The sequence below is a fragment of the Sinorhizobium chiapasense genome (genome assembly GCF_045277575.1).
GTDB lineage: Bacteria > Pseudomonadota > Alphaproteobacteria > Rhizobiales > Rhizobiaceae > Ensifer > Ensifer chiapasense_A.
In genome coordinates, this window is sequence record NZ_CP144205.1 from 1,054,722 (window position 1) to 1,077,778 (window position 23,057).

General features: G+C 61.2%; 19 protein-coding genes. 15 read left to right on the forward strand and 4 right to left on the reverse strand.

Annotated features, from left to right (window positions below):
- Positions 1-11: 11 nt before the first annotated feature.
- The 14 genes from nuoH to QM996_RS05155 all read left to right on the forward strand — a co-directional run bounded on the left by nuoH (position 12) and on the right by QM996_RS05155 (position 15,113).
- Positions 12-1,055 carry an NADH-quinone oxidoreductase subunit H gene (gene nuoH / locus QM996_RS05090; RefSeq protein ID WP_500269553.1) on the forward strand — a complete coding sequence of 348 codons (1,044 nt, stop codon included), beginning with the start codon at positions 12-14 and terminating at the stop codon, positions 1,053-1,055.
- Between the two features lie 64 nt (positions 1,056-1,119).
- Positions 1,120-1,611 carry an NADH-quinone oxidoreductase subunit NuoI gene (gene nuoI / locus QM996_RS05095; RefSeq protein WP_025426590.1) on the forward strand — a complete coding sequence of 164 codons (492 nt, stop codon included), beginning with the start codon at positions 1,120-1,122 and terminating at the stop codon, positions 1,609-1,611.
- A gap of 138 nt (positions 1,612-1,749) precedes the next feature.
- Positions 1,750-2,364: an NADH-quinone oxidoreductase subunit J gene (locus QM996_RS05100; protein WP_500269554.1), complete on the forward strand. Its 615-nt coding sequence runs from the start codon at positions 1,750-1,752 to the stop codon at positions 2,362-2,364.
- A 27-nt stretch (positions 2,365-2,391) separates the two neighbouring features.
- The gene (gene nuoK / locus QM996_RS05105) at positions 2,392-2,700 is read left to right on the forward strand and encodes an NADH-quinone oxidoreductase subunit NuoK (protein WP_025426592.1); all 309 of its coding nucleotides are present in this window, start codon (positions 2,392-2,394) and stop codon (positions 2,698-2,700) included.
- A 7-nt stretch (positions 2,701-2,707) separates the two neighbouring features.
- Positions 2,708-4,702 (forward strand): NADH-quinone oxidoreductase subunit L, encoded by a 1,995-nt coding sequence (gene nuoL, locus QM996_RS05110; protein ID WP_500269555.1) that lies wholly within the window; start codon positions 2,708-2,710, stop codon positions 4,700-4,702.
- Positions 4,702-6,213 (forward strand): NADH-quinone oxidoreductase subunit M, encoded by a 1,512-nt coding sequence (locus QM996_RS05115; protein WP_500269556.1) that lies wholly within the window; start codon positions 4,702-4,704, stop codon positions 6,211-6,213. The genes nuoL and QM996_RS05115 overlap by 1 nt, the downstream gene beginning before the upstream one ends.
- 19 nt (positions 6,214-6,232) lie before the next feature.
- A complete protein-coding gene (gene nuoN / locus QM996_RS05120) occupies positions 6,233-7,675 on the forward strand; it encodes an NADH-quinone oxidoreductase subunit NuoN (RefSeq protein ID WP_173516187.1) in 1,443 nt (480 codons plus the stop codon).
- Positions 7,675-8,439, forward strand: coding sequence for a biotin--[acetyl-CoA-carboxylase] ligase (locus QM996_RS05125; protein ID WP_500270255.1), 765 nt, complete (start codon positions 7,675-7,677; stop codon positions 8,437-8,439). Before nuoN ends, QM996_RS05125 begins: the two co-directional genes overlap by 1 nt.
- Before the next feature lie 26 nt (positions 8,440-8,465).
- On the forward strand, positions 8,466-10,133 hold the full coding sequence (locus QM996_RS05130) for a ribonuclease J (protein ID WP_500269557.1): 1,668 nt from the start codon (positions 8,466-8,468) through the stop codon (positions 10,131-10,133).
- A 64-nt stretch (positions 10,134-10,197) separates the two neighbouring features.
- Positions 10,198-10,602 (forward strand): VOC family protein, encoded by a 405-nt coding sequence (gene mce, locus QM996_RS05135; RefSeq protein ID WP_500269558.1) that lies wholly within the window; start codon positions 10,198-10,200, stop codon positions 10,600-10,602.
- Between the two features lie 126 nt (positions 10,603-10,728).
- Complete coding sequence (locus QM996_RS05140; RefSeq protein WP_483502091.1) at positions 10,729-10,998, forward strand: DUF1467 family protein; 270 nt, start codon at positions 10,729-10,731, stop codon at positions 10,996-10,998.
- Positions 10,999-11,751: 753 nt separating this feature from the next.
- The gene (proS, locus tag QM996_RS05145; RefSeq protein ID WP_500269559.1) at positions 11,752-13,080 is read left to right on the forward strand and encodes a proline--tRNA ligase; all 1,329 of its coding nucleotides are present in this window, start codon (positions 11,752-11,754) and stop codon (positions 13,078-13,080) included.
- Between the two features lie 19 nt (positions 13,081-13,099).
- Complete coding sequence (locus QM996_RS05150; RefSeq protein ID WP_500269560.1) at positions 13,100-14,410, forward strand: ABC transporter permease; 1,311 nt, start codon at positions 13,100-13,102, stop codon at positions 14,408-14,410.
- Positions 14,411-14,426: 16 nt separating this feature from the next.
- A complete protein-coding gene (locus QM996_RS05155) occupies positions 14,427-15,113 on the forward strand; it encodes an ABC transporter ATP-binding protein (RefSeq protein ID WP_500269561.1) in 687 nt (228 codons plus the stop codon).
- Between the two features lie 149 nt (positions 15,114-15,262).
- On the opposite strand, the gene QM996_RS05160 is transcribed toward QM996_RS05155, so the two are convergent.
- Both QM996_RS05160 and QM996_RS05165 read right to left on the reverse strand, forming a co-directional pair.
- Positions 15,263-15,730: a DUF5680 domain-containing protein gene (locus QM996_RS05160; protein WP_500269562.1), complete on the reverse strand. Its 468-nt coding sequence runs from the start codon at positions 15,728-15,730 to the stop codon at positions 15,263-15,265.
- An 80-nt stretch (positions 15,731-15,810) separates the two neighbouring features.
- Positions 15,811-16,383: a hypothetical protein gene (locus tag QM996_RS05165; RefSeq protein WP_500269563.1), complete on the reverse strand. Its 573-nt coding sequence runs from the start codon at positions 16,381-16,383 to the stop codon at positions 15,811-15,813.
- 415 nt (positions 16,384-16,798) lie between these two features.
- Between QM996_RS05165 and dnaE the strand changes: the two genes are divergently transcribed.
- Complete coding sequence (gene dnaE, locus QM996_RS05170) at positions 16,799-20,296, forward strand: DNA polymerase III subunit alpha (RefSeq protein ID WP_500269564.1); 3,498 nt, start codon at positions 16,799-16,801, stop codon at positions 20,294-20,296.
- Between the two features lie 106 nt (positions 20,297-20,402).
- On the opposite strand, the gene QM996_RS05175 is transcribed toward dnaE, so the two are convergent.
- Both QM996_RS05175 and QM996_RS05180 read right to left on the reverse strand, forming a co-directional pair.
- Positions 20,403-21,638, reverse strand: a complete 1,236-nt coding sequence (locus tag QM996_RS05175; RefSeq protein WP_500269565.1) for a L,D-transpeptidase family protein — start codon at positions 21,636-21,638, stop codon at positions 20,403-20,405.
- Between the two features lie 113 nt (positions 21,639-21,751).
- Positions 21,752-23,044 (reverse strand): DNA polymerase IV, encoded by a 1,293-nt coding sequence (locus tag QM996_RS05180; protein ID WP_500269566.1) that lies wholly within the window; start codon positions 23,042-23,044, stop codon positions 21,752-21,754.
- Between the last annotated feature and the right edge of the window lie 13 nt (positions 23,045-23,057).

Genomic DNA, 23,057 nt, shown 5'->3' on the forward strand with positions numbered 1-23,057 from the left:
AATAGAGTATCATGGACGCTTTCATTTCGACCTATGTCTGGCCCACGATCATCATGGTCGCCCAGTCGCTGCTGCTCCTGGTTGCGCTGCTGCTTTTCATCGCCTACATCCTGCTCGCCGACCGTAAGATCTGGGCTGCAGTTCAGCTCCGCCGTGGTCCGAATGTGGTGGGCCCCTGGGGGCTTTTCCAGTCCTTCGCCGACCTTTTGAAGTTCGTCTTCAAGGAGCCGGTGATTCCGGCCGGCGCCAACAAGGCGATCTTCCTGCTCGCTCCGCTCGTCTCCGTGACGCTGGCGCTCGCCGCCTGGGCGGTGATCCCGCTCAACGCCGGATGGGTGATCGCGAACATCAACGTCGGCATCCTCTTCGTGTTCGCCATATCTTCTCTAGAGGTTTATGGCATCATCATGGGCGGCTGGGCGTCGAACTCCAAATATCCGTTCCTTGGCGCGCTTCGTTCCGCGGCACAGATGGTTTCCTACGAAGTCTCGATCGGCTTCGTCATCGTCACCGTCCTGCTCTGCGTCGGCTCGCTGAACCTGACGGACATCGTCAACGCCCAGACCGACGGCATCGGCACGCGCCTCGGCCTCCCGGCGTCGTTCCTCGACTGGCACTGGCTGGCATTGTTCCCGATGTTCATCGTGTTCTTCATTTCGGCGCTCGCCGAAACGAACCGCCCGCCCTTCGACCTGCCGGAAGCCGAATCCGAACTCGTCGCCGGCTTCATGGTCGAGTACGGCTCCACTCCGTACATGATGTTCATGCTCGGCGAATATGCCGCCATCTGCCTGATGTGCGCGCTGACGACGATCCTGTTCCTCGGCGGCTGGCTGCCTCCGGTCGACGTCTGGTTCCTGAACTGGGTTCCCGGCATCATCTGGTTCGTTCTGAAGGCATCCTTCGTGTTCTTCATGTTCGCGATGGTGAAGGCTTTCGTTCCGCGGTATCGCTACGACCAGTTGATGCGTCTCGGCTGGAAGGTTTTCCTGCCGCTCTCTCTTGCAATGGTCGTGATCACTGCGTTCGTTCTCAAGCTGACGGGAGCCGCATGACGATGGCTCACGTTTGGCAGCATACCGCCGGCCGCTCTCAGGCCGGCAATTCTGGAGGTAAATGATGGCCGGTCTTTCGCAAGCCGTCAGCTCGCTGTTCCTGAAGGAATTCGTCGGCGCGTTCTTTTTGTCGATGCGCTATTTCTTCAAGCCGAAGGCGACCTTGAACTATCCCTTCGAAAAGGGGCCGGTCAGCCCGCGCTTCCGCGGCGAGCATGCTCTGCGCCGCTATCCGAATGGCGAAGAGCGTTGCATCGCCTGCAAGCTGTGCGAGGCGATCTGTCCTGCACAGGCCATCACCATCGAAGCCGGTCCGCGCCGCAACGACGGCACGCGCCGCACGGTGCGCTACGACATCGACATGGTGAAGTGCATCTATTGCGGTTTCTGCCAGGAAGCCTGTCCGGTCGATGCGATCGTCGAAGGCCCGAACTTCGAGTTCGCCACCGAGACGCGCGAAGAGCTTTACTACGACAAGGACAAGCTCCTCGCCAACGGCGACCGTTGGGAACGGGAAATCGCACGCAACATCGCAATGGACTCGCCTTATCGCTGAGGCCGGAGCGTAGTGCCGCCCCGGGGAGGGCGGTGCATGTGACATAGGTTTGGGCAACGGCCGGACGCGTGTCCGGCTTTGCCTGTGGAGTGGAGCCAGAAGCGCTTCACGCCGTGCAAGACGAAAAAGGCACCGATCATGGGTCTGCAGGTTCTTTTTTTCTATCTCTTTGCCTTCATCGCGGTGGCGTCGGCATTTATGGTCATTGCGGCCAGGAACCCGGTTTATTCGGTTCTGTTCCTGATCCTGACCTTCTTTAACTCGGCGGGGCTGTTCCTGCTGACCGGCGCCGAATTCCTCGCGATGATCCTGCTGGTCGTCTATGTCGGTGCGGTCGCGGTGCTCTTCCTGTTCGTGGTCATGATGCTCGACATCGACTTCGCGGAATTGCGTGCAGGTGTGCTCGAATACGCGCCGATCGGCGCCCTGATCGGCCTGATCCTCGCAGCCGAACTCATCATCGTGGTCGGCGGCGCAACCTTCTCGCCGGACATCGCCAAGGCGATTTCGATGCCGATCCCGGCCGTCACGGAGAGGACAAACACGGCAGCTCTCGGCGACGTGCTCTACACCCACTACATCTACTTCTTCCAGATCGCCGGCCTCGTGCTGCTCGTCGCCATGATCGGCGCGATCGTGCTGACCCTGCGCCATCGCGAAAACATCAAGCGCCAGAACATCCCGCAGCAGGTTGCCCGTACGCCCGAGACCGCCGTCGAAGTGGTCACGGTCAAGCCGGGCCAGGGCATCTAAGTCGGACGCGAGATCGAGGAACAAAAAATGGAAATCGGAATTTCCCACTATCTCACCGTCAGCGCCATCCTGTTCACGCTGGGCGTCTTCGGCATCTTCCTGAACCGGAAGAACGTCATCGTCATCCTGATGTCGGTCGAACTCATTCTTCTCGCGGTCAACATCAACATGGTTGCCTTCTCGTCGTTCCTGAACGACATCACGGGCCAGGTCTTCGCCCTGTTCATCCTGACCGTCGCGGCTGCGGAAGCGGCCATCGGACTTGCAATTCTCGTCGTCTTCTACCGCAACCGCGGCTCGATCGCCGTGGAAGACGTCAACATGATGAAGGGCTGATTGGGCTATGGATACCATCATCAAGGCTATCGTCTTCCTGCCTTTGATCGGCTTTCTGATCGCCGGCCTCTTCGGGACTTCGATCGGCGCCAAGGCATCGGAATATGTCACCAGCGGTCTGATGATCATCGCCGCTGCGCTCTCCTGGTACGTCTTCTTCGACGTCGCCCTCGGCCACCAGGAGATGATCAAGGTTTCGGTGCTGCGCTGGATCCAGTCCGGCAGCTTCGACGTCGAATGGGCGTTCCGCGTCGATCCGCTGACGGCGGTCATGTTCGTGGTCGTCAACACCGTGTCGACGCTCGTGCATGTCTATTCGATCGGATACATGCACCACGATCCGCATCGTCCGCGCTTCTTTGCCTATCTGTCGCTCTTCACCTTCGCGATGCTCATGCTCATCACGTCGGACAACCTGGTGCAGATGTTCTTCGGCTGGGAAGGCGTGGGCCTGGCGTCCTATCTGCTCATCGGCTTCTGGTACAAGAAGCCTTCGGCCAACGCTGCCGCCATTAAAGCCTTCATCGTCAACCGCGTCGGCGACTTCGGCTTCTCGCTTGGTATCTTCCTCGTCTTCGTGCTGTTCGGCTCGGTCAACTTCGAGACGATCTTCGCCGCCGCCCAGACCTATCTGCCGGCCGAAGGCGCCGCTGCAGGGGAGGTGGTCGTGAACCTCTTCGGCATGCAGCTCGACAAGGGCCATGCGCTGACCGCTGCCTGCCTGCTGCTCTTCATGGGCGCAATGGGCAAGTCGGCGCAGTTCCTGCTGCACACCTGGCTTCCGGACGCAATGGAAGGCCCGACCCCGGTTTCGGCTCTTATCCATGCCGCAACCATGGTCACGGCCGGCGTCTTCCTCGTCGCCCGCATGTCGCCGCTCTTCGAACTGTCGCCGGACGCACTGACCGTCGTCACGACAATCGGCGCAATCACCGCCTTCTTCGCGGCGACCGTCGGTCTTGTCCAGAACGACATCAAGCGCGTCATCGCCTATTCGACCTGCTCGCAGCTCGGCTACATGTTTGTGGCGCTCGGCGTTGGCGCCTATGGCGCGGCCATCTTCCATCTGTTCACGCATGCTTTCTTCAAGGCGCTCTTGTTCTTGGGGGCCGGTTCGGTCATCCACGCCGTCGATGGCGAACAGGACATGCGCTACATGGGCGGCCTTCGGAAGCACATCCCGGTCACCTACTGGATGATGTTCATCGGTACGATCGCGCTGACCGGCGTCGGTATCCCCGGTACGCTCTTCGGTACGGCTGGCTTCTTCTCGAAGGACGCGATCATCGAGTCGACCTTCGCCTCGCATAGCACCGTATCGGGCCTTGCCTTCGCGCTGCTGGTGATCGCCGCACTGTTCACGAGCTTCTACTCGTGGCGCCTGACCTTCATGACCTTCCACGGCAAGCCCCGTGCGTCATCGGATGTGATGCATCACGTCCATGAATCGCCCCAGGTCATGCTGGTGCCGCTCTACATCCTGGGTGCCGGTGCGCTGCTCGCGGGTTTCCTGTTCCACGACCAGTTCTTCGGCGAAGGCTATGCCGAGTTCTGGAAGGGGGCGCTCTTCACGGGGGCGGAAAACGAAGTCCTCCATGAATACCACCACGTTCCGCTGTGGGTTAAGTGGAGCCCGTTCGTCGCCATGGCGCTCGGCCTCTTCACCGCCTGGTACATGTATATCCGCCGGCCGGAACTGCCGAAGTATCTGGCGGAGCAGCATCGTGGCCTCTACCAGTTCCTGCTCAACAAGTGGTACTTCGACGAGCTCTACGACCTGCTGTTCGTACGCTCGGCCAAGTGGCTCGGCACTTTCCTCTGGAAGGAAGGCGATGGCCGCGTGATCGACGGCTACGGCCCGAACGGCGTTGCCGCGCGTGTGCTGAACGTCACTGACCGCGTTGTCCGCCTGCAGACTGGTTACCTCTATCACTACGCGTTCGCGATGCTGATCGGCATTGCCGCGCTCGTTACTTGGATGATGTTCAGGAGTTCCTTCTGATGACCGATTGGCCCGTACTTTCCGCGGTCACCTTCATGCCGCTCGTCGGCGTTCTGCTTCTCTTGCTGACAAGGGAAGACAGCGCTTACGGCCGCCGGAACATCCTGAACGTATCGCTGCTGACGACGATCTTCACGCTCGCCGTGTCGGTCTACATCTGGTACCAGTTCGACGCCTCGAACCCGGGCTTCCAGATGATCGAAAAGCACGAGTGGCTCGGCACCGGCATTTCCTATCATCTCGGCGTCGACGGCATTTCGGTACTTTTCGTCGTGCTTTCGGCCTTCCTCATGCCGTTCTGCGTGCTTGCAAGCTGGCTGACGATCGAGAAGCGGCTCAAGGCATACATGATCGCCTTCCTCGTTTTGGAAACGTTCATGATCGGCGTCTTCGTGTCGCTCGATATCGTGCTCTTCTACGTGTTCTTCGAAGCCGGCCTGATCCCGATGTTCATCATCATCGGTGTCTGGGGCGGTAAGGACCGCGTCTACGCCAGCTATAAGTTCTTCCTCTACACGCTGCTCGGCTCGGTGCTGATGCTGCTCGCGATCATGGCGATGTACTGGCAGGCCGGTACGACCGACATCCCGCAGCTGATCGCCTACAACTTCCCGCGCCAGATGCAGACCTGGCTGTGGCTCGCCTTCTTCGCCTCCTTCGCGGTGAAGATGCCGATGTGGCCGGTCCATACCTGGCTTCCGGACGCGCACGTTCAGGCGCCGACGGCGGGCTCGGTCATCCTGGCAGGCATCCTCCTGAAGCTCGGCGGTTACGGCTTCCTGCGCTTCTCGCTGCCGATGTTCCCGCTGGCATCCGACTACTTCGCGCCGTTCGTCTTCACGCTTTCCATCGTCGCCATCATCTACACCTCGCTGGTCGCGATGATGCAGACGGACATCAAGAAGCTGATCGCCTATTCGTCTGTTGCACACATGGGCTACGTGACGATGGGTATCTTCGCCGCCAACACCCAGGGCGTGCAGGGTGCAATCTTCCAGATGCTGTCGCACGGCATCGTCTCCGGCGCGCTCTTCCTTTGCGTCGGCGTCGTCTATGACCGTCTGCACACCCGCGAGATCCTGGCCTATGGCGGCCTGGTCAACAATATGCCGAAATACGCCGTCGCCTTCATGGTCTTCACCATGGCTAACGTCGGCCTTCCGGGTACCTCCGGCTTCGTCGGTGAAGTTCTGACCCTCGTCGGCGCGTTCCGTGCCAACACCTGGGTTGCGCTCTTCGCGACGTCGGGCGTCATCCTCTCGGCCGCCTATGCTCTCTGGCTCTATCGTCGGGTGATCTTCGGTGCGCTGGAAAAGGAAAGCCTGAAGGCGCTGCTCGACCTGTCGCCGCGTGAAAAGGCCATTCTTTATCCGCTGGTGATCCTGACGATCTTCTTCGGCGTCTACCCGGCACCGATCTTCGATGCGACCGCGGCTTCCGTGGATCTGCTCGTCAACAACTACTCCGCAGCCCTGCAGGCAGCGCAAAACGTTGCGCTTTCGGTGCAATGACCACAGGACGTGATTGGACATGACTGCTGAAACCCTCCTTGCAAGCCTGCAACTCTCGATCCCCGAGTTGATCCTCGCGGTCGGCGCGATGGCGTTGCTGATGATCGGCGTATTTGCCGGCGAAAAGTCGGCTTCGACCGTCACCGGCCTCGCGGTTGCCGTTCTGATCATCGCCGGCCTTTGGCTCGTTCTGAAAACCGGTGAAGGCGAAGCCTATGGCGGCGCCTTCCTGTCGGATCCCTTCGCCAAGTTCATGAAGGTGCTGGCGTTGATCGGTTCGATCACGGCGATGGTGATGACCGTCGGTCACGCGCGTTCCGCCCAGATCGATCGCTTCGAGTTCCCGGTGCTTCTGGTGCTGGCGACGCTCGGCATGCTGCTGATGATCTCCGCCAACGACCTGATCTCGCTCTATCTTTCGCTGGAACTGCAGTCGCTTGCGCTCTATGTCGTCGCCGCCATCAACCGCGACAGCGTTCGTTCGACCGAAGCCGGCCTCAAGTATTTCGTGCTCGGTGCGCTCTCTTCGGGCATGCTGCTCTATGGCATGTCGCTGATCTACGGCTTTACCGGTCACACCGGCTTTACCCAGATCGCCGCTGCGCTGACGGCGGAAGGCCGCTCGCTCGGCCTGATCTTCGGTCTCGTCTTCGTGCTCGCCGGTCTCGCCTTCAAGATCTCGGCCGTGCCGTTCCACATGTGGACGCCGGACGTTTACGAAGGTGCGCCGACACCGGTCACCGCCTTCTTCGCGGCAGCGCCGAAGGTCGCCGCGATGGCGATCCTTGTGCGTATCGTCATCAACGCCTTCGAGCCCGTCGTTGCCGACTGGCAGCAGATCATCGTCTTCATCTCGATCGCTTCAATGCTGCTCGGCGCTTTTGCGGCGATCGGCCAGAAAAACATCAAGCGCCTGATGGCCTATTCCTCGATTGGTCACATGGGCTACGCGCTGGTCGGCCTTGCTGCCGGCTCGATGGCGGGTGTTCGCGGCGTGCTGCTCTACATGCTCATCTACATGGTCATGACGCTCGGCACCTTTGCCTGCATCCTGGCGATGCGGCGCAAGGAAGGCGAAAACGTCGAGAACATCGACGATCTCGCCGGCCTGTCGCAGACGAACCCCTTCATGGCGACCGTGCTGACCGTCCTGATGTTCTCGCTCGCCGGCATTCCACCGATGGCAGGCTTCTTCGGGAAGTACTTCGTCTTCATGGCGGCGATCGAGGCGCAGCTCTATGCACTCGCCATCATCGGCGTGCTCGCATCCGTTGTCGGTGCCTACTATTACCTGCGCGTCATCAAGGTCATGTGGTTCGATGACGCCAAGGGCGAATTTGCCCGTACGGCCGGCGAACTGAAGCTGGTGTTCGGCCTCTCGGGCCTGTTCGTCATCGGATACGTCCTGATCGGCGGTCCGCTTGGAAGCGCTGCCGAGGCCGCGGCGCGGACCTTCTTTTGATCGCCCTTGAAAGCGGTAGCCGGATATCGCCCGACGATTTCCGGCATGTCGCTCTCGATGCGGTCGGATCGACAAACAGCGAATGCCTGGCGCGTGCGCGCCAGGGCGATCCGGGCAATCTCTGGGTCACGGCTGTCAGGCAGACCGGCGGTCGCGGCCGCCGCGGCCGTGCCTGGTTTTCGGAACCCGGCAACCTCTATGCATCGCTTCTCCTGATCGATCCGGCACCAATCGAGCATCTGCATTCTCTGCCGCTCGCCGTTGCCGTCGCCGTGCACCGGGCAATCCGCCAGGTGATGCCGCCGGGTGCGGCACCGGTGGAGATCAAGTGGCCAAACGACATTCTCATCGATGGGAAAAAGACCTGCGGCATCCTGCTCGAAGGGGAGGCTCTTCCTGACGGGCGCCAGGCCTTGGTCATTGGCTGCGGCATCAACATTGCCGTCCAGCCGGACGAGGCCCTCTATCCCGTTACCTCGTTGAGGAACGAGGGCGCCTCGGTTTCTCCGGACGAACTTTTCGCGCGGCTGTTCGTGACGATGGCGGAGACGCTGTCGCTATGGGACCGTGGCGCGGGGATTGCAAAGACCATCGAGCAATGGCGGGCGGCCGCCCGCGGCATCGGTGAGACGATTACAGTGAACCTGCCGGACCGATCGCTTTCGGGCCGCTTTGCCGGTATTGATGAGACCGGGCGGTTGATGCTCGATACCGGGTCAGGCACGATGCAGGCGATTGCAGCCGGCGACGTATTTTTCGGATAATTTCTAGAACAAGGGCGCATTACAATATGGCGCAGGACGAAGAACTGGTGTTCTTGCCGCTTGGCGGCGTCGGCGAAATCGGCATGAATCTCGGCCTTTACGGCTTCGGGCGGCCCGGAAGCCGCCAGTGGATCATGGTCGATTGCGGCGTGACGTTCCCGGGACCGGAGCTTCCCGGCGTCGAGCTGGTGCTGCCCGATATCGGGTTTCTCGCCGAGGAGCGGCGCAATCTCAAGGCGATCATTATCACTCACGCCCACGAGGACCACTACGGCGGCCTGAATGATCTGTGGCCGGGTCTCAACGTTCCGGTCTATGCCTCGCCGTTCACGGCAGGCATGTTGGAGGCCAAGCGCGATTTCGAAAAGAGCCGCGGCGAAATCCCGGTGACGATCTTCAAGCAGGGTGACCGCATCAATGTCGGCCCGTTCGAGATCGAAGCCGTCGGCGTCAACCATTCGATCCCCGAGCCGATGTCGCTGATCATCCGCACGCCGCTCGGCACGGTCGTTCATACCGGCGACTGGAAGATCGATCTGCATCCGTCGCTCGGGCCCCTGACCGACGAGACGCGTTTCCGCCAGATCGGCGACGAAGGCGTGTTGGCGCTCATCTGCGATTCCACCAATGCCATGCGCGACGGCGTTTCGCCGTCGGAACAGGAAGTCTCCGAAAGCCTGTCGAAGATCATCGCCAACGCCGAGGGCCGGGTTGCGATCACCACCTTCTCGTCGAATGTCGGGCGCATCCGCTCCATCGCCGAGGCCGCGGAAGAGGCGGGGCGGGATGTCCTCCTGCTCGGCAGCTCGATGCGCCGCGTCGTTGCCGTTGCTCAGGATCTCGGGTTGATGGAAGGCATCAAGCCGTTCCTCGCTGAAGATGAGTTCGGCTATGTGCCACGCGACAAGGTCGTGGTTATCCTGACCGGCAGCCAGGGCGAGCCGCGGGCAGCACTCGCCAAGATCGCGCGCGACGAGATGCGCAACGTTGCATTCTCCGCCGGCGACACCGTTGTCTTCTCCTCACGCACGATCCCCGGCAACGAGAAGGCGATCAACGACATCAAGAATGGCCTGGTCGAGCAGGGCATCCACATCATCACCGACAGTGAAGCGCTGGTGCATGTGTCCGGTCATCCCCGCCGCACCGAACTGCAGCAGATGTATCAGTGGCTGCGCCCGCAGATCCTTGTCCCGGTTCATGGCGAAGCTGCGCATCTGACGGCCCATGCCGAACTCGGTCAGCAGTCTGGCATTGCCAGTGTTCCGCGCCTTCGGAACGGCGAAATGCTGCGCCTTGCCCCGGGTCCGGCCGAGGTCATTGACGAAGCGCCGCATGGCCGTATCTACAAGGACGGCAACCTCATCGGCGATTTTGAAGAAATGGGCATCGGCGAGCGCCGCAAGCTCTCTTTCGCCGGACACGTCGCCGTCAACGTCGTTCTCGACAGCCGCTACGATTTCCTCGGCGACCCGGATATCGTTGCGATCGGTCTCCCGGAGTTCGATGATGAGGGCGAAGACATGGAGGACACCCTCTATGACGCAATCCTCGGTGCGGTCGAGAGTATTCCGCGGGCAAAGCGCAAGGACCTGGCAATGTTGCAGGAGGCGGTTCGCCGCGCCGTTCGCAGCACAGCCAATCAGACCTGGGGCAAGAAGCCGATTGTAACGGTGTTTGTCACCAAAGTCTGATTGGCGGTTGTCCCGCGGCGATGTAAGCGGGACCGGTACAGGACGTCATAGCGGGAGGATCGCAATGCTCGGACGAGTGAACCATATCGCCATCGCCGTGCCGGATCTTGGCTCCGCCGCCGAAAGCTACCGCTCGACGCTCGGCGCATCCGTCACCGAGCCGCAGGCATTGCCGGAGCACGGCGTAACCGTTGTGTTCGTGACGTTGGCCAACACCAAGGTCGAACTCCTCGAGCCGCTCGGCGAGAGCTCGCCGATCGCCGCCTTCCTGGCGAAGAACCCTTCGGGCGGAATGCACCACATCTGCTACGAAGTGGAGAACATCCTCGCGGCGCGTGACGCGCTGCGGGCGGCGGGAGCTCGGGTTCTGGGAGACGGAGAGCCGAAAGTCGGTGCGCATGGCAAGCCGGTGCTTTTCCTGCACCCCAAGGATTTCCAGGGTACGCTGATCGAACTCGAAGAGGTGTGACAGTTGACCGCGCGATGCGCGTTTGTCTGATCGGGCAGGCGGCGCTATAAGGCGGACAGAATGTCGCGGAAGTCGCGGCGAATGGCCTTGGGCCGTTACGTCGATTGCCTTCACCGGGAGCCGGAAATGCCGCTGTTTTCAATTTTTGCCATCTACTTCATCATCTGGTGGATCACGCTGTTTGCCGTTCTCCCCTTGGGAGTACGCACGCAAGCGGAAGAAAACAGCGTCGTCCCGGGAAGCGTCGAAAGCGCGCCGGCCAAGTTCAATGCGAAACGGGTCGTGCTTTTGACCACCGCCATCGCTGCCGTCATCCAGATCGCCTGGTATGTCGTCTCCGTCAAACTTGGCTACGGCATCGATTCCATCCCGCGATTTTACCCGAAATTCTATTGAGAGCTTCCGCGAGGGCGGGTTGGCTGAGCGAAGCCGCAGGGCGAGCGAAGATTTTTCAGGATATCGAGTCTGAAATTTCGGCGTCGCGATGACGGCCAGCGTGCCGCCGTGACCGGAACCAGGGCAATCGCAGGGTTGACCGCCGCCAAATTGACATAGTTCAATTCTTATTGCTGCTTCGCGATTGCGATGGACCGAGAAAAGCAAAAAAAAACAAGGCCAGAAGCCTTGTTTTCAAGTTTCGCGTGATCTTTCATCCGTTGCCGGCGGCAGCGACTAAGCGCGCCTAAGATCTTATCCTCCCAAGACTTGACCGCGAAAGTCGGCAAGAATTTAGTCTTCATGCCTGTTTTGTGAGCCGAAATTAGCCCAAACATTAAGCTCTGTCATCCTGTTTTTTTGCATTTTTGCTACAGTTGGGTAAAATATTCCCGTTGACAATTCCTGTCGCAATCTTGTTACTAGCGTGCTCTTTTGACGCAGGCTTTGCCGGTCTTTTCTCCTCAAAATCAGCGGCTCCGATCTTTCCGGCGATGGTCTGAGAGTAGGGTTTTCTTCCGCCTGCGAAGCAGCTATGAACGCAAGGCTCATAAAGGTTCACGCTGGCTTTGCCGGCGATGGATAATGGAGAGCTCGACCCCGAGAAGCGACGGTCGCCCTTGCCAGTCTATCGGCAAGGAAGGCGCCGGAGCTCAACGTCATTTCGCCCGAATCCGCCGATAGTGCGACGTTCATCAAGTTCTGGAACCCGTCATGCGCCTGTCCCGCTTTTTCATGCCCATCCTGAAGGAAAATCCTAAGGAAGCGGAAATCGTTTCCCACCGCCTCATGCTCCGTACGGGCATGATCCGGCAGCAGTCCTCGGGCATCTATACCTGGCTGCCACTGGGCAAGCGCGTTCTCGACAAGGTCAATGCGATCATCCGCGAGGAGCAGAACCGCTCGGGCGCGATCGAACTCCTGATGCCGACGCTGCAGTCCGCAGAGCTCTGGCAGGAAAGCGGCCGCTACGACGCCTACGGCAAGGAGATGCTGCGCATCAAGGACCGCCAGGACCGCCCGATGCTCTACGGTCCGACGAACGAGGAAATGATCACGGACGTCTTCCGTTCCTACGTGAAGTCCTACCGCGATCTGCCGCTCAACCTCTACCACATCCAGCTGAAGTTCCGTGACGAGATTCGCCCGCGCTTCGGCACCATGCGCTCGCGCGAGTTCCTGATGAAGGACGCCTATTCCTTCGATCTCGACCGGGAAGGGGCCGAACACGCCTATAACCGCATGTTTGCCGCTTACCTGCGCACCTTCGCGCGCATGGGCCTTCGCGCCATTCCGATGCGTGCCGATACCGGCCCGATCGGCGGCAATCTGAGCCACGAATTCATCATCCTCGCCGACACCGGCGAATCCGAAGTCTTCTGCCACAAGGATTTCCTTGGCTTCGATATCCCCGGCGAAGAAACCAACTTCGATGATGTCACCGGCCTCAAGGCGATCTTCGACAAGTGGACGTCGCGCTACGCGGCGACATCGGAAATGCACGATGAGGCAGCCTTCAATGCGGTTGCCGAAAGCGATCGCGTGTCGGCGCGCGGTATCGAAGTAGGCCATATCTTCTATTTCGGCACCAAGTATTCCGAAGCCATGGGCGCCAAGGTTCTCGGCCCCGACGGCAAGGAGCACGCCGTGCACATGGGGTCCTACGGTATCGGGCCGACCCGCCTCGTGCCGGCGATCATCGAAGCCTCGCATGACGACAACGGCATCATCTGGCCGAAGTCGATCGCGCCGTTCGATGGCATCATCATCAACATGAAAGCGGGCGATGCCGCTTGCGACGGAGCCTGCGAGACGCTCTACTCCGAACTCGGCAAGGCAGGATTCGATGCGCTGCTTGACGACACCGACGACCGCGCCGGTGCGAAGTTCGCGACGGCTGACCTGATCGGGGTTCCGGTCCAGATCATCGTCGGTCCGCGTTCGGTCGCCAATGGCGAAGTCGAGGTCAAGGATCGCAAGACCGGCGAGCGCGAGACGATGACCGTCGAAGCTGCGATCAACAAGCTGATCGCAACGAAGTAATGAGGCGAGGGAAGGCAGGATGACCGCCGTGGTGCAAGATCAGGTGCAGGCCGCAGCGCAGCCTGAAAAGTCCTCCAGCCGTCCCTTTTCCGCCTTTGAGCGCATGGTAGCCTGGCGCTACCTGCGTTCCAGGCGCAAGGAAGCCTTCATTTCGGTCATCGCCGGCTTCTCCTTTATCGGCATCATGCTTGGCGTCGCGACGCTGATCATCGTCATGGCGGTGATGAATGGGTTCCGCACCGAGCTCATCTCCCGCATTCTCGGCATCAACGGTCACATGATCGTCCAGCCGATCGACGGGCCGCTCAACAATTATGCGGAACTGGCGACCAAGTTCTCGGGCGTCAAGGGCGTCACCATGGCGATCCCGCTGGTCGAGGGCCAGGTTCTGGCCCAGGGCGTCGGCGATAGTTCCACGGGCGCTCTGGTTCGCGGCATCCGTGCCGACGATCTCAGCAAGATGAAGTCGGTTTCCGACCACATCCAGTCCGGCGACATGGTCGGTTTTGCCTCCGGCTCCGGCGTGGCGATCGGCTCGCGCATGGCCGAGCAACTCGGCATCCGTGTCGGCGGAACGATCACGCTGACCTCGCCCAATGGCGACGTGACGCCGCTCGGTATGAACCCGCGCGTCAAGGCCTATACCGTTTCGGCGATCTACGAGATCGGCATGTCCGAATACGACTCGACGATCATCTTCATGCCGCTCGAAGAGGCGCAGCTCTTCTTCAACGCGGAGGGGCTCGCGCAGTCGATCGAGGTCTTCGTCGAGCATCCGGATGTCGTCGACGAACTGCGCCAGCCGATCGAGGATGCCGCGGGACGGCAGATCTTCATCAGCGACTGGCGTGATCGCAACAAGACCTTCTTCTCGGCGCTCGAAGTCGAGCGCAACGTGATGTTCATGATCCTGACGCTGATCGTGCTGGTCGCGGCGCTGAACATCATCTCGGGCCTGATCATGCTGGTGAAGGACAAGGGTAGCGACATCGCGATTCTCAGAACGATGGGCGCAACTTCAAGCTCGGTGATGCGCATCTTCTTCATGACAGGCGCGGCGATCGGCGTGGCGGGAACGATCGCCGGCGTGGCGCTCGGCGTCGTCGTCTGCCTCAACATCGAATCCATCCGGCAGTTCTTCTCCTGGATCTCGGGAACCACACTCTTCAGTCCGGAACTCTATTTCCTGAGCCAGCTCCCGGCCGACATGAATGCCGATGAGACCGTGCTCGTCGTCGTCATGGCACTCACGCTTTCCTTCCTCGCCACAATCTTCCCGGCCTGGCGTGCCTCGCGCCTCGATCCGGTGCAGGCCCTGCGTTACGAATGACAAGGACATCAACTGAATGAATGCGCGCGTGGCACTGCAGCTTTCCGGCGTCGAGCGACACTACGGGGAAGGCGAAACGTACCTACCCATCCTCAAGGGGGCGGATTTTGCGTTGAGAAGCGGCGAGACGGTTGCGCTGGTCGCACCCTCGGGAACCGGCAAGTCGACGCTCCTGCATGTGGCCGGCCTCTTGGAGCGCCCGGATGGCGGCGAAGTCTTGGTCAACGGCGTCTCCTGCGGTGGGCTCAACGACGATCGGCGCACGGCGATCCGCCGCAACGAGATCGGCTTCGTCTACCAGTTTCACCATCTGCTTCCCGAATTCTCGGCACTCGAGAACATCATGATGCCGCAGCTGATCGCTGGTCTGCCCAAGGCTGAGGCCGCCGATCGGGCAAGGGCGCTGCTCGACTACATGCGCATCGGTCACCGCGCCGACCACCGCCCGGCGGAACTTTCTGGCGGCGAGCAGCAGCGTGTCGCGATCGCGCGTGCCGTCGCCAATGCGCCGCTCGTGCTCCTTGCGGACGAGCCAACGGGCAATCTCGATCCGGAAACCGCCGGCTATGTCTTCGAAGCGCTGGAGGCGCTCGCGCGCCAGTCGGGCCTTGCGGCCCTGATCGCCACGCACAACCACGAGCTTGCCGGCTTGATGGACCGCCGCGTGACGATCGAGGACGGCAAGGTTGTCGAGATGAACTGACCGCGTGGCGGCCGGCCTGTTGATCGTCAGGCGCCGTTACCTCTCGCGCGGTCTTTCGCCCGTCCGGGACAAGCGGGCTCAGCCCGCGTCTTTAGGCCGACCGGAGCGTCTGCTCTGAGGCACGATGGACGCATATTCTGGCCTTGCTCTTAACGCCTGATCAGACCGCCGCGATAGTCGAGTTCGTAAGCTTCCTCGCCATCGACGAAGATGACTTCGTGGCCGGAAAAATGTCCGGTGTCACCACGGCTGCTATCGATATAGTAGCCATGCGCATGCCGAAACTCCATGCCGCCGAGGAAGTGGCGCTTTCCCTGATACATCGCCTGCAGGGCAGCCTTGATGACCAGTCCAGCCTTCTCTCCATCGATGAGATCGGGGCGGATGATGCGGCCGAAATAGTTCATCGCCCAGCGGGGTTCCTCCTCCCGCCAGACGGTTTCCTGTCCGGCAAAATCAGTCCCACCGAAATAGCTGTCGAGATAGCGCCAGCGATCACGTTCATAACCGATGTCGTGGGAACCCGGACGCGAAGAAGCCCGGGCCATGCCGCCGCCCACATAGGCATTAGATTTGGCCTCTACGATGAAGTCCGTGAGTCCCTTGAGTTCGGTCATGATCGTTCCTCATCTGTTCCGGGCCCAGGATGCCGCAATGCGCGAGAGCTGTAAAGAACATAAAGGGAACAATCGGATGATTATTGAATGCCGCAAGCCTTCTGCCCGCGATCGTCGTTCCAGTCCTTGAGGAGAACGAGCTCGCCTTTTACGGCAATGGGCTTGTCGTTGGCCTTGCCCTTACCCGTCAGCACGTTGAGGTCGCATTGGGAGGTGCTGTCGGGGGCGAGCGTATCGTAGGATGAGTAGGTGTAGCCTGCGACCACAAAGTCGAAGTTGCGGTATGCCACCGTCAATTTCTGTTCCCAGCGGTCACGGCCGATGGCGTCGTTGTGGCTGGTGATGATCAACGAACCGTTCGGCAACGCCTCGACCGACGGCGCCTGCCCGGCAAGGTCGAACTGCCCCCAGATCTTGTTCGGGATGGCCGATTTCAAACCGAGCGCGCCAGTTTCGCCGGCCAGGTAAACATAGACGCCGTTGTCGTCGTCGCTGCCCTCGGCTGGCCGCACGATCAGGGCGAGATCCGTATCTCCGTCCTTGTCCCAGTCGCCGGTTGCCGCGGAGACAATCCGGGCAGGGTCGATCGTTTCCGTCGCGGAGGCGACGGCCGGAAACAGGAACAGCAAGAGTAGAATCAGGCGTGCATGCATGTCGAAACGCTCCGCTTGGTTGTTCCTCTTGATAGGCGGGCTCGGCGCTTTCCTCAAGCGGCTTCCTCACCGGTTAACCTGCGTTCGCCTGCCGTGTTAACCATCGTGAACAGTACGCCTGTGTCTCACTTGACGCGTGAACAAAAATGGAACAAAGTAAAAACATAACGGAAAAGGAGCCATGTTATGACTGATTTTGTTCGTGACCTCGCCGCCTTCGCTTCGATGAGCCTTTTCATCGCAAGCATCTCTTTCATCGCGCTCGGCCTCTGAGGAGCGCCGACATTTCCTCTCACGCACCTCCCAATTTCCGCCCTCTCGATTGAATAAGGGGGACGACGTGTCAGGTGAAACTGGACATGTCGGGTGAGAAGCGGGATATCCTGCCGACCGGACAGGAATCAGGGTGCGAACAATGGCAGACGACGGCAAAGCAGCATCGAGCGAGGCGCTTGGTACGGACCCGCAGTTTGTGCATCTGCGTGTTCACTCGGCTTTCTCCCTGCTCGAAGGCGCACTGCCGCTGAAGAAGGTCATCGGCAAGGCGGTTGCCGATAATCAGCCGGCGATTGGGATCGTCGACACCAACAATCTCTTTGCCGCGCTCGAGTTTTCGCAGAAGGCAGCCGGCGACGGACTGCAACCGATTACCGGCTGCCAGCTTTCCATCGACATGGAAGACGAGGTGGATGGCGAACGGCGCGGCCACGCGCAACAGCTCGCGAAGCTGCCATCGATCGTCCTGATCGCCGCGACGGACGACGGCTACACGCGGCTCGTCGATTTGGTGAGCCGCGCCTATCTCAGCGGCGAGGGCAGCCAGGCGACCCGGATCACGCGCTCCTGGCTTGCCGAAAACGGTACGGACGGATTGATCGCGTTGACCGGCGCGTCCGGCGGTCCGGTGGACTTGGCCTTGAAGGCGGGCTCGACGGCGCTGGCCGAAGCGCGCCTTGAAACCTTGCATGATCTCTTCGGCGATCGTCTCTATATCGAGCTGCAGCGGCACGGAGGCTACGACCGGCGCCATGAGAGCCGGATGATCGAGCTTGCCTACAAGTTCGACATTCCCCTTGTTGCCACCAACGAAGCCTTCTTTCCGTCGCCGTCCGACTACGATGCCCATGACGCCCTGATGGCGGTCGCGCACAACGCGATGGTTTCGGACGACAGCCGCTTCCGTCTGACGCCGGACCACTATCTCAAGAGCCGCAAGGAAATGGCGGCGCTTTTTGCGGATCTGCCCGAGGCGCTGGAAAACACCGTCGAGATCGCACGGCGCTGCTCCTTCATGCTGAAGACCCGCGGACCGATCCTGCCGCGCTTTACCGGCGCCACCGCAGATCCGGAAGAGGCGGAGCGTGCCGAGGCGGCCGAGCTGCGCCGCCAGGCGGAGGAGGGGCTCGAACAGCGTCTCGCCAGGCTCGGCATGGCGCCCGGCTATAGCGAGCAGGAATATCGCGAACGCCTGGCCTTCGAGCTCAGTGTTATCGAGCGCATGAAGTTCCCCGGTTACTTCCTGATCGTTGCCGACTTCATCAAATGGGCGAAGCAGCACGATATCCCCGTCGGGCCGGGGCGCGGTTCGGGTGCAGGATCACTGGTTGCCTATGCGCTGACGATCACCGACGTCGATCCGATGCGCTTCTCGCTGCTGTTCGAACGCTTCCTCAATCCTGAGCGCGTCTCGATGCCCGACTTCGACATCGACTTCTGCCAGGACCGGCGCGAAGAGGTGATCCGCTACGTGCAGCGCAAATATGGCCGCGAGCAGGTGGCGCAGATCATCACCTTCGGTTCGCTGCAGGCGCGCGCCGCACTGCGCGACGTCGGCCGCGTGCTCGAAATGCCCTATGGCCAGGTCGACAAGATCTGCAAGCTGGTGCCGAACAACCCGGCCAATCCGACGCCGCTCTCCAAGGCGATCGAGGAGGAGCCGCGCCTGCAGGAGGAGGCCGAGAAGGAACCGGTGGTGGCGCGGCTTCTCGATATCGCGCAGAAGATCGAAGGCCTCTACCGTCACGCCTCGACCCACGCCGCCGGCATCGTGATCGGCGACCGGCCGCTGTCGCAACTCGTGCCGATGTATCGCGATCCGCGCTCCGACATGCCGGTCACCCAGTTCAACATGAAGTGGGTGGAGCAGGCGGGCCTCGTCAAGTTCGACTTTCTCGGCCTGAAGACCCTCACCGTTCTGAAGGTTGCGGTCGATTTCGTGAAGCAGCGGGGCATCGAAGTCGATCTCGCGAGCATCCCGCTCGACGACCCGAAGACCTATGAGATGCTGTCGCGCGGCGAGACCGTCGGCGTGTTCCAGGTGGAAAGTGCCGGCATGCGCAAGGCGCTGATCGGCATGCGGCCCGACTGCATCGAGGACATCATCGCGCTGGTCGCGCTCTACCGCCCGGGCCCGATGGAGAACATCCCGGTCTACAATGCCCGCAAACATGGTGAGGAAGAAGTCGAATCGATCCATCCGAAGATCGACCATCTGCTCAAGGAAACGCAGGGCGTCATCGTCTACCAGGAGCAGGTGATGCAGATCGCCCAGGTGCTCTCGGGCTATTCGCTCGGCGAGGCCGATCTTCTGCGTCGCGCCATGGGCAAGAAGATCAAGGAGGAAATGGACAAGCAGCGCGCCCGCTTCGTCGACGGCGCCGTGAAGAATGAAGTGTCGAAGCCGCAGGCCGACCTGATCTTCGACCTGCTCGCCAAGTTCGCCAACTACGGCTTCAACAAGTCGCATGCCGCGGCTTATGCGATCGTCTCTTACCAGACCGCCTATATGAAGGCGCACTATCCGGTGGAGTTCCTGGCGGCGTCGATGACGCTCGACATGGCCAACACGGAAAAGGTCAACGACTTCCGCCAGGATGCGAAGCGGCTGGGCATTGAAGTAATCGCGCCATCGGTGCAGACCTCGTTCCGGCATTTCCAGACAGGTGAGAGCTGCATCTATTATTCGCTCGCCGCGATCAAGGGCGTGGGCGAATCCGCGGTCGAGCATATCGTCGAAGTGCGCGGTGACCGGCCTTTCGCAAGCCTCGAGGACTTCTGCCTCAGGATCGATCCCAAGCTTCTTAACCGTCGCGTCTTCGAAAGCCTGATTGCCGCCGGCGCCTTCGATTGCTTCGGCTATGACCGGGCGGAACTGGTCGGCGGGCTCGATCGCATCCTTGGCTTCGCCCAGCGTGCGCAGGAGAATAAGACGAGCGGCCAGAGCGACATGTTCGGGGTAGGGGCGGCAACCGGGCCGGAGCGAATCGCGCTCCCGGCCTACACGCCCTGGCTCGCGTCGGAAAAGCTGCACCGCGAATTCCAGGTGCTGGGCTTCTATCTCTCCGCCCATCCGCTCGACACCTACAATGCCTTGCTCGCCAAGATGCGCGTGCAGACCTTCGGCGATTTCGCCGGCGCGGTGAAGAAGGGGGCAACCGCCGGCCGCTTAGCCGGCACGGTGACCTCGAAGCAGGAACGCAAGACGCGCACCGGCAACAAGATGGGCATCATCGCCTTTTCGGACTCCTCCGGCCAATTCGAGGCCGTGCTTTTCTCCGAGATGCTGCATCAGTATCGTGACCTCCTTGAGCCGGGCAAATCGCTCGTCATGACGGTTGCCGCCGAAGAGCGGCCGGAAGGCATCGGTCTGCGCATCCAGACCCTGCGCTCGCTGGAGGAAGAATCGCTGCAACTGCAGAAGGCGCTGCGCGTCTATGTGCGCGATTCCGGCCCGCTGAAATCGATCGCCTCGCATCTCAACACCAAAGGCGACGGCCTTGTCTCCTTCGTCGTCATCAAGGACAACGGTCAGCGCGAGATCGAGGTGGAACTGAGCGAGAAGTTCCGGATCTCGCCGGAGATCGCCGCAGCGCTGCGCTCGGCGCCGGGTGTCGTCGACGTCGAGCTGGTTTGATCCGGATGGTTTCCCCTTTTCATTCAAGGGGGAACTGACGCGGGGGCCTTGAAGGCGAGCGGCGGCGCGCCCGTGGTCGCTTCGCATTTCCCATGTAAGCGTCCGATCAGTCGCCGGGCTGCGCTCGGGTGATGGTGATGAAATCGGTACCCTGGCCGGTCTCTAGGCCGCTTTCCGTGTCGGCGATCGAGAGCGACGAGCCTTCGACCAACAGGCCTTCGACCCGCTTGCGAACATCGTCTGATATCGTCATCCGCGCCAGCGTCCGCTGTATTCCGTTATAGGCGAAGGGATCGGCGTCTATGGAAATGCCGAGCCGCTTCTTCGTCGAGGCAGGCAGGTGGTTCTCGAGTGAAACGCCGAACCATTTGCCTTCAGCGCCTTCTTCTTCTTCATTGTGGCGGAATTGAAGGAAATGCGTTCCCAGCGCCTCTTCCGGTTTGTCGATCGTAAGGCCTGCCTCGAACAGTGGCTTGAACCCTTGCCGCACGAGGATCTTGCCGTTTTGCGGCGGCGTGCGGCCGGCCTTGCGCAGCAGCCTGTCGGTCAACTCCGGCGTCAGCTTGCCGTCGCTTTCGAGCCCTTCGCTCGCCTGGAGGGCACGAAGCGCGGCAATCGTCGCCGGCCCTGCGTGGCCGTCGATCGTACCGGGTGCGTATCCGAGGAATTCCAGCGACGCCTGGACCTCACGCATGGTGTCCCGTGCATCGCTGCGGGTGATCAGGATTCGGATCGGTTCTGCCGTGGCTTTGGCTGCGCCGGCCGCACCACCTGCCGGTTCTGTCATGGCGACTTCGACCGGCGTATCTCCAGCCTGGCTAATGGCGGGTCTCAGCGGCACATCGGAAAGCGGTGGCAGGACTTCCGAGGGAGCCGGGCGAAAGAGCAGGGCGCTCTTGACCTCTGCAGGCGTTATCTGCCGGTCGGAAATCAGCACGTGCACGCCGCGCTCGGTCATCTTGTAAAGCGAGGCGGCGAAAGCGCTCGGCAGGCGCACGCAGCCATGCGAGGCGGGGTAGTCGGGCACATGGTTGGACCCGTGCAGCGCGATACCCGACCATGTAAGCCGCTGCATGAAGGGCATCGGCGCGTTCGAATAGATGTTCGACTTGTGATGGCGCCGCTTTTCCAGGATCGAGAAGATGCCGGTCGGCGTCGCATGGCCGGCCTTGCCGGTTGACACGGGCGACGTCGCAATCACGGCGTCGCCGTCATAGACGACGAGCGATTGCTGGTCTTTCGAAACGATGATCTGTAGCGGCCCGCGACTGCCTGCAAACCCGGTGGCCGGTGACAAGAGCAGAGCAACGAAGCTGGCGGTGAGAGCGAAACGCGATACCATACACTCAACCCAACACGTGACTTGGCGAGCGAGCCTAGCCTGCAATCTTTAAAGAATTCATCCAGCCCGTGTGCGCACCACATCAAGGTTGCGTGATCGCGCTGTGTCCGCGTTCAGCGACCGCGTTTCCGGGTGCCGAAGGTATAGCCGGTCTCGACGCTGGCCTTGCCGAACTTGTCGCGCAGTTTGTTCATGGCGTCTTCGGCCGCGGCCCGGCGGGTTGCCGCGGGGTCGACCAGATCGGGCGGATCGGCAAGATCCGGGGCTGAGAGATCGCTGACGCCGATCCCGATCAGGCGGTACTTCGTACCGTCCGCCTCTTTCTCCAGGAGTTGCACCCCGGTGCGGAAGATGCGGTCGGCGAGCCGTGTCGGGCTGTCGAGCCGCCGGTTGCGGGTGCGGATCTTGAAGTCGGCCGTCTTCAGTTTCAGAACGACGGTCTGGCCAGCGAGTTCCGACTTTCGCAGCCGATGCGCTACCTGCTCGCTGAGACGCCTGAGATGCGCCACGAGATCATCGTAACGCGCGATATCGTCATTGAACGTCGTCTCGGCGGATACGCTCTTGGCTTCGCCGTCGATCTCGACCGCCCTTTCGTCGAGCCCGCGCGACAGACGAAAGAGCCGTTGTCCCATGGTGCCGTAGCGGCGCATGAGATCGGCTTCCTCCATGGTCTGCAATTGTCCGATCGTGCGCACGCCGTCGCGTTCCAGGGTATTGGCGAAGGCCTTGCCGACGCCCCAGATCAGCGTGACCGGTTTTTCCCTCAGGAACTCCAGTGCCTCGGCCTGGCCGATGACGGAAAAGCCGCGCGGCTTCTGCAGGTCGGAAGCCACTTTGGCGAGAAACTTGCAGTAGGAGAGGCCAACGGAGACGGTGATGCCGATCTCCTGCTCGACACGTCGGGCGAAGCGCGCGAGCGTACGCGCCGGTGGATCGTGATGCAGCCGCTCGGTGCCCTTGAGCTCCAGAAAGGCCTCGTCGATCGACAGCGGCTGCACCAGCGGTGTCAACTCCTGCATCAGCGTGCGGACTTCGCGGCCGACACGCGCGTATTTTTCCATGTTGGGCTTGATGACCACGGCCTGTGGGCAGGCCTCCAGCGCCTTGAACATCGGCATTGCCGAGCGTACGCCGTGAATGCGGGCAATGTAGCAGGCGGTGGATACCACGCCGCGCTTGCCGCCGCCGATGATCACCGGCTTGTCGGCAAGTTCCGGATCATCGCGTTTTTCGATCGACGCGTAGAAGGCGTCACAATCGATATGCGCCAATGTCAGATCATAGAGCTCGCTGTGGCGTAGCAGGCGTGGACTGCCGCAGGCCGTGCAGCGCCGCGCGCCACCGGCCTGTTCCTTGAGGCAGTCGCGGCAGAAGCCTGGAGATTGAGCAGCGCTGTCGGGCATATCGGGAACAAAT

Excerpts from the sequence above, each read along its gene's own strand:
- QM996_RS05130 (WP_500269557.1), top strand. The coding sequence starts at position 8,466 with ATGGCGCAGGACGAAGAACTGGTGTTCTTGCCGCTTGGCGGCGTCGGC.
- nuoN (WP_173516187.1), top strand. The coding sequence starts at position 6,233 with ATGACTGCTGAAACCCTCCTTGCAAGCCTGCAACTCTCGATCCCCGAG.
- nuoL (WP_500269555.1), top strand. The coding sequence starts at position 2,708 with ATGGATACCATCATCAAGGCTATCGTCTTCCTGCCTTTGATCGGCTTT.
- QM996_RS05140 (WP_483502091.1), top strand. The coding sequence starts at position 10,729 with ATGCCGCTGTTTTCAATTTTTGCCATCTACTTCATCATCTGGTGGATC.
- QM996_RS05100 (WP_500269554.1), top strand. The coding sequence starts at position 1,750 with ATGGGTCTGCAGGTTCTTTTTTTCTATCTCTTTGCCTTCATCGCGGTG.
- proS (WP_500269559.1), top strand. The coding sequence starts at position 11,752 with ATGCGCCTGTCCCGCTTTTTCATGCCCATCCTGAAGGAAAATCCTAAG.
- QM996_RS05160 (WP_500269562.1), bottom strand. The coding sequence starts at position 15,730 with ATGACCGAACTCAAGGGACTCACGGACTTCATCGTAGAGGCCAAATCT.
- nuoH (WP_500269553.1), top strand. The coding sequence starts at position 12 with ATGGACGCTTTCATTTCGACCTATGTCTGGCCCACGATCATCATGGTC.
- QM996_RS05155 (WP_500269561.1), top strand. The coding sequence starts at position 14,427 with ATGAATGCGCGCGTGGCACTGCAGCTTTCCGGCGTCGAGCGACACTAC.
- QM996_RS05165 (WP_500269563.1), bottom strand. The coding sequence starts at position 16,383 with ATGCATGCACGCCTGATTCTACTCTTGCTGTTCCTGTTTCCGGCCGTC.
- QM996_RS05175 (WP_500269565.1), bottom strand. The coding sequence starts at position 21,638 with ATGGTATCGCGTTTCGCTCTCACCGCCAGCTTCGTTGCTCTGCTCTTG.
- QM996_RS05150 (WP_500269560.1), top strand. The coding sequence starts at position 13,100 with ATGACCGCCGTGGTGCAAGATCAGGTGCAGGCCGCAGCGCAGCCTGAA.
- QM996_RS05115 (WP_500269556.1), top strand. The coding sequence starts at position 4,702 with ATGACCGATTGGCCCGTACTTTCCGCGGTCACCTTCATGCCGCTCGTC.
- mce (WP_500269558.1), top strand. The coding sequence starts at position 10,198 with ATGCTCGGACGAGTGAACCATATCGCCATCGCCGTGCCGGATCTTGGC.
- QM996_RS05180 (WP_500269566.1), bottom strand. The coding sequence starts at position 23,044 with ATGCCCGACAGCGCTGCTCAATCTCCAGGCTTCTGCCGCGACTGCCTC.
- dnaE (WP_500269564.1), top strand. The coding sequence starts at position 16,799 with ATGGCAGACGACGGCAAAGCAGCATCGAGCGAGGCGCTTGGTACGGAC.
- nuoK (WP_025426592.1), top strand. The coding sequence starts at position 2,392 with ATGGAAATCGGAATTTCCCACTATCTCACCGTCAGCGCCATCCTGTTC.
- nuoI (WP_025426590.1), top strand. The coding sequence starts at position 1,120 with ATGGCCGGTCTTTCGCAAGCCGTCAGCTCGCTGTTCCTGAAGGAATTC.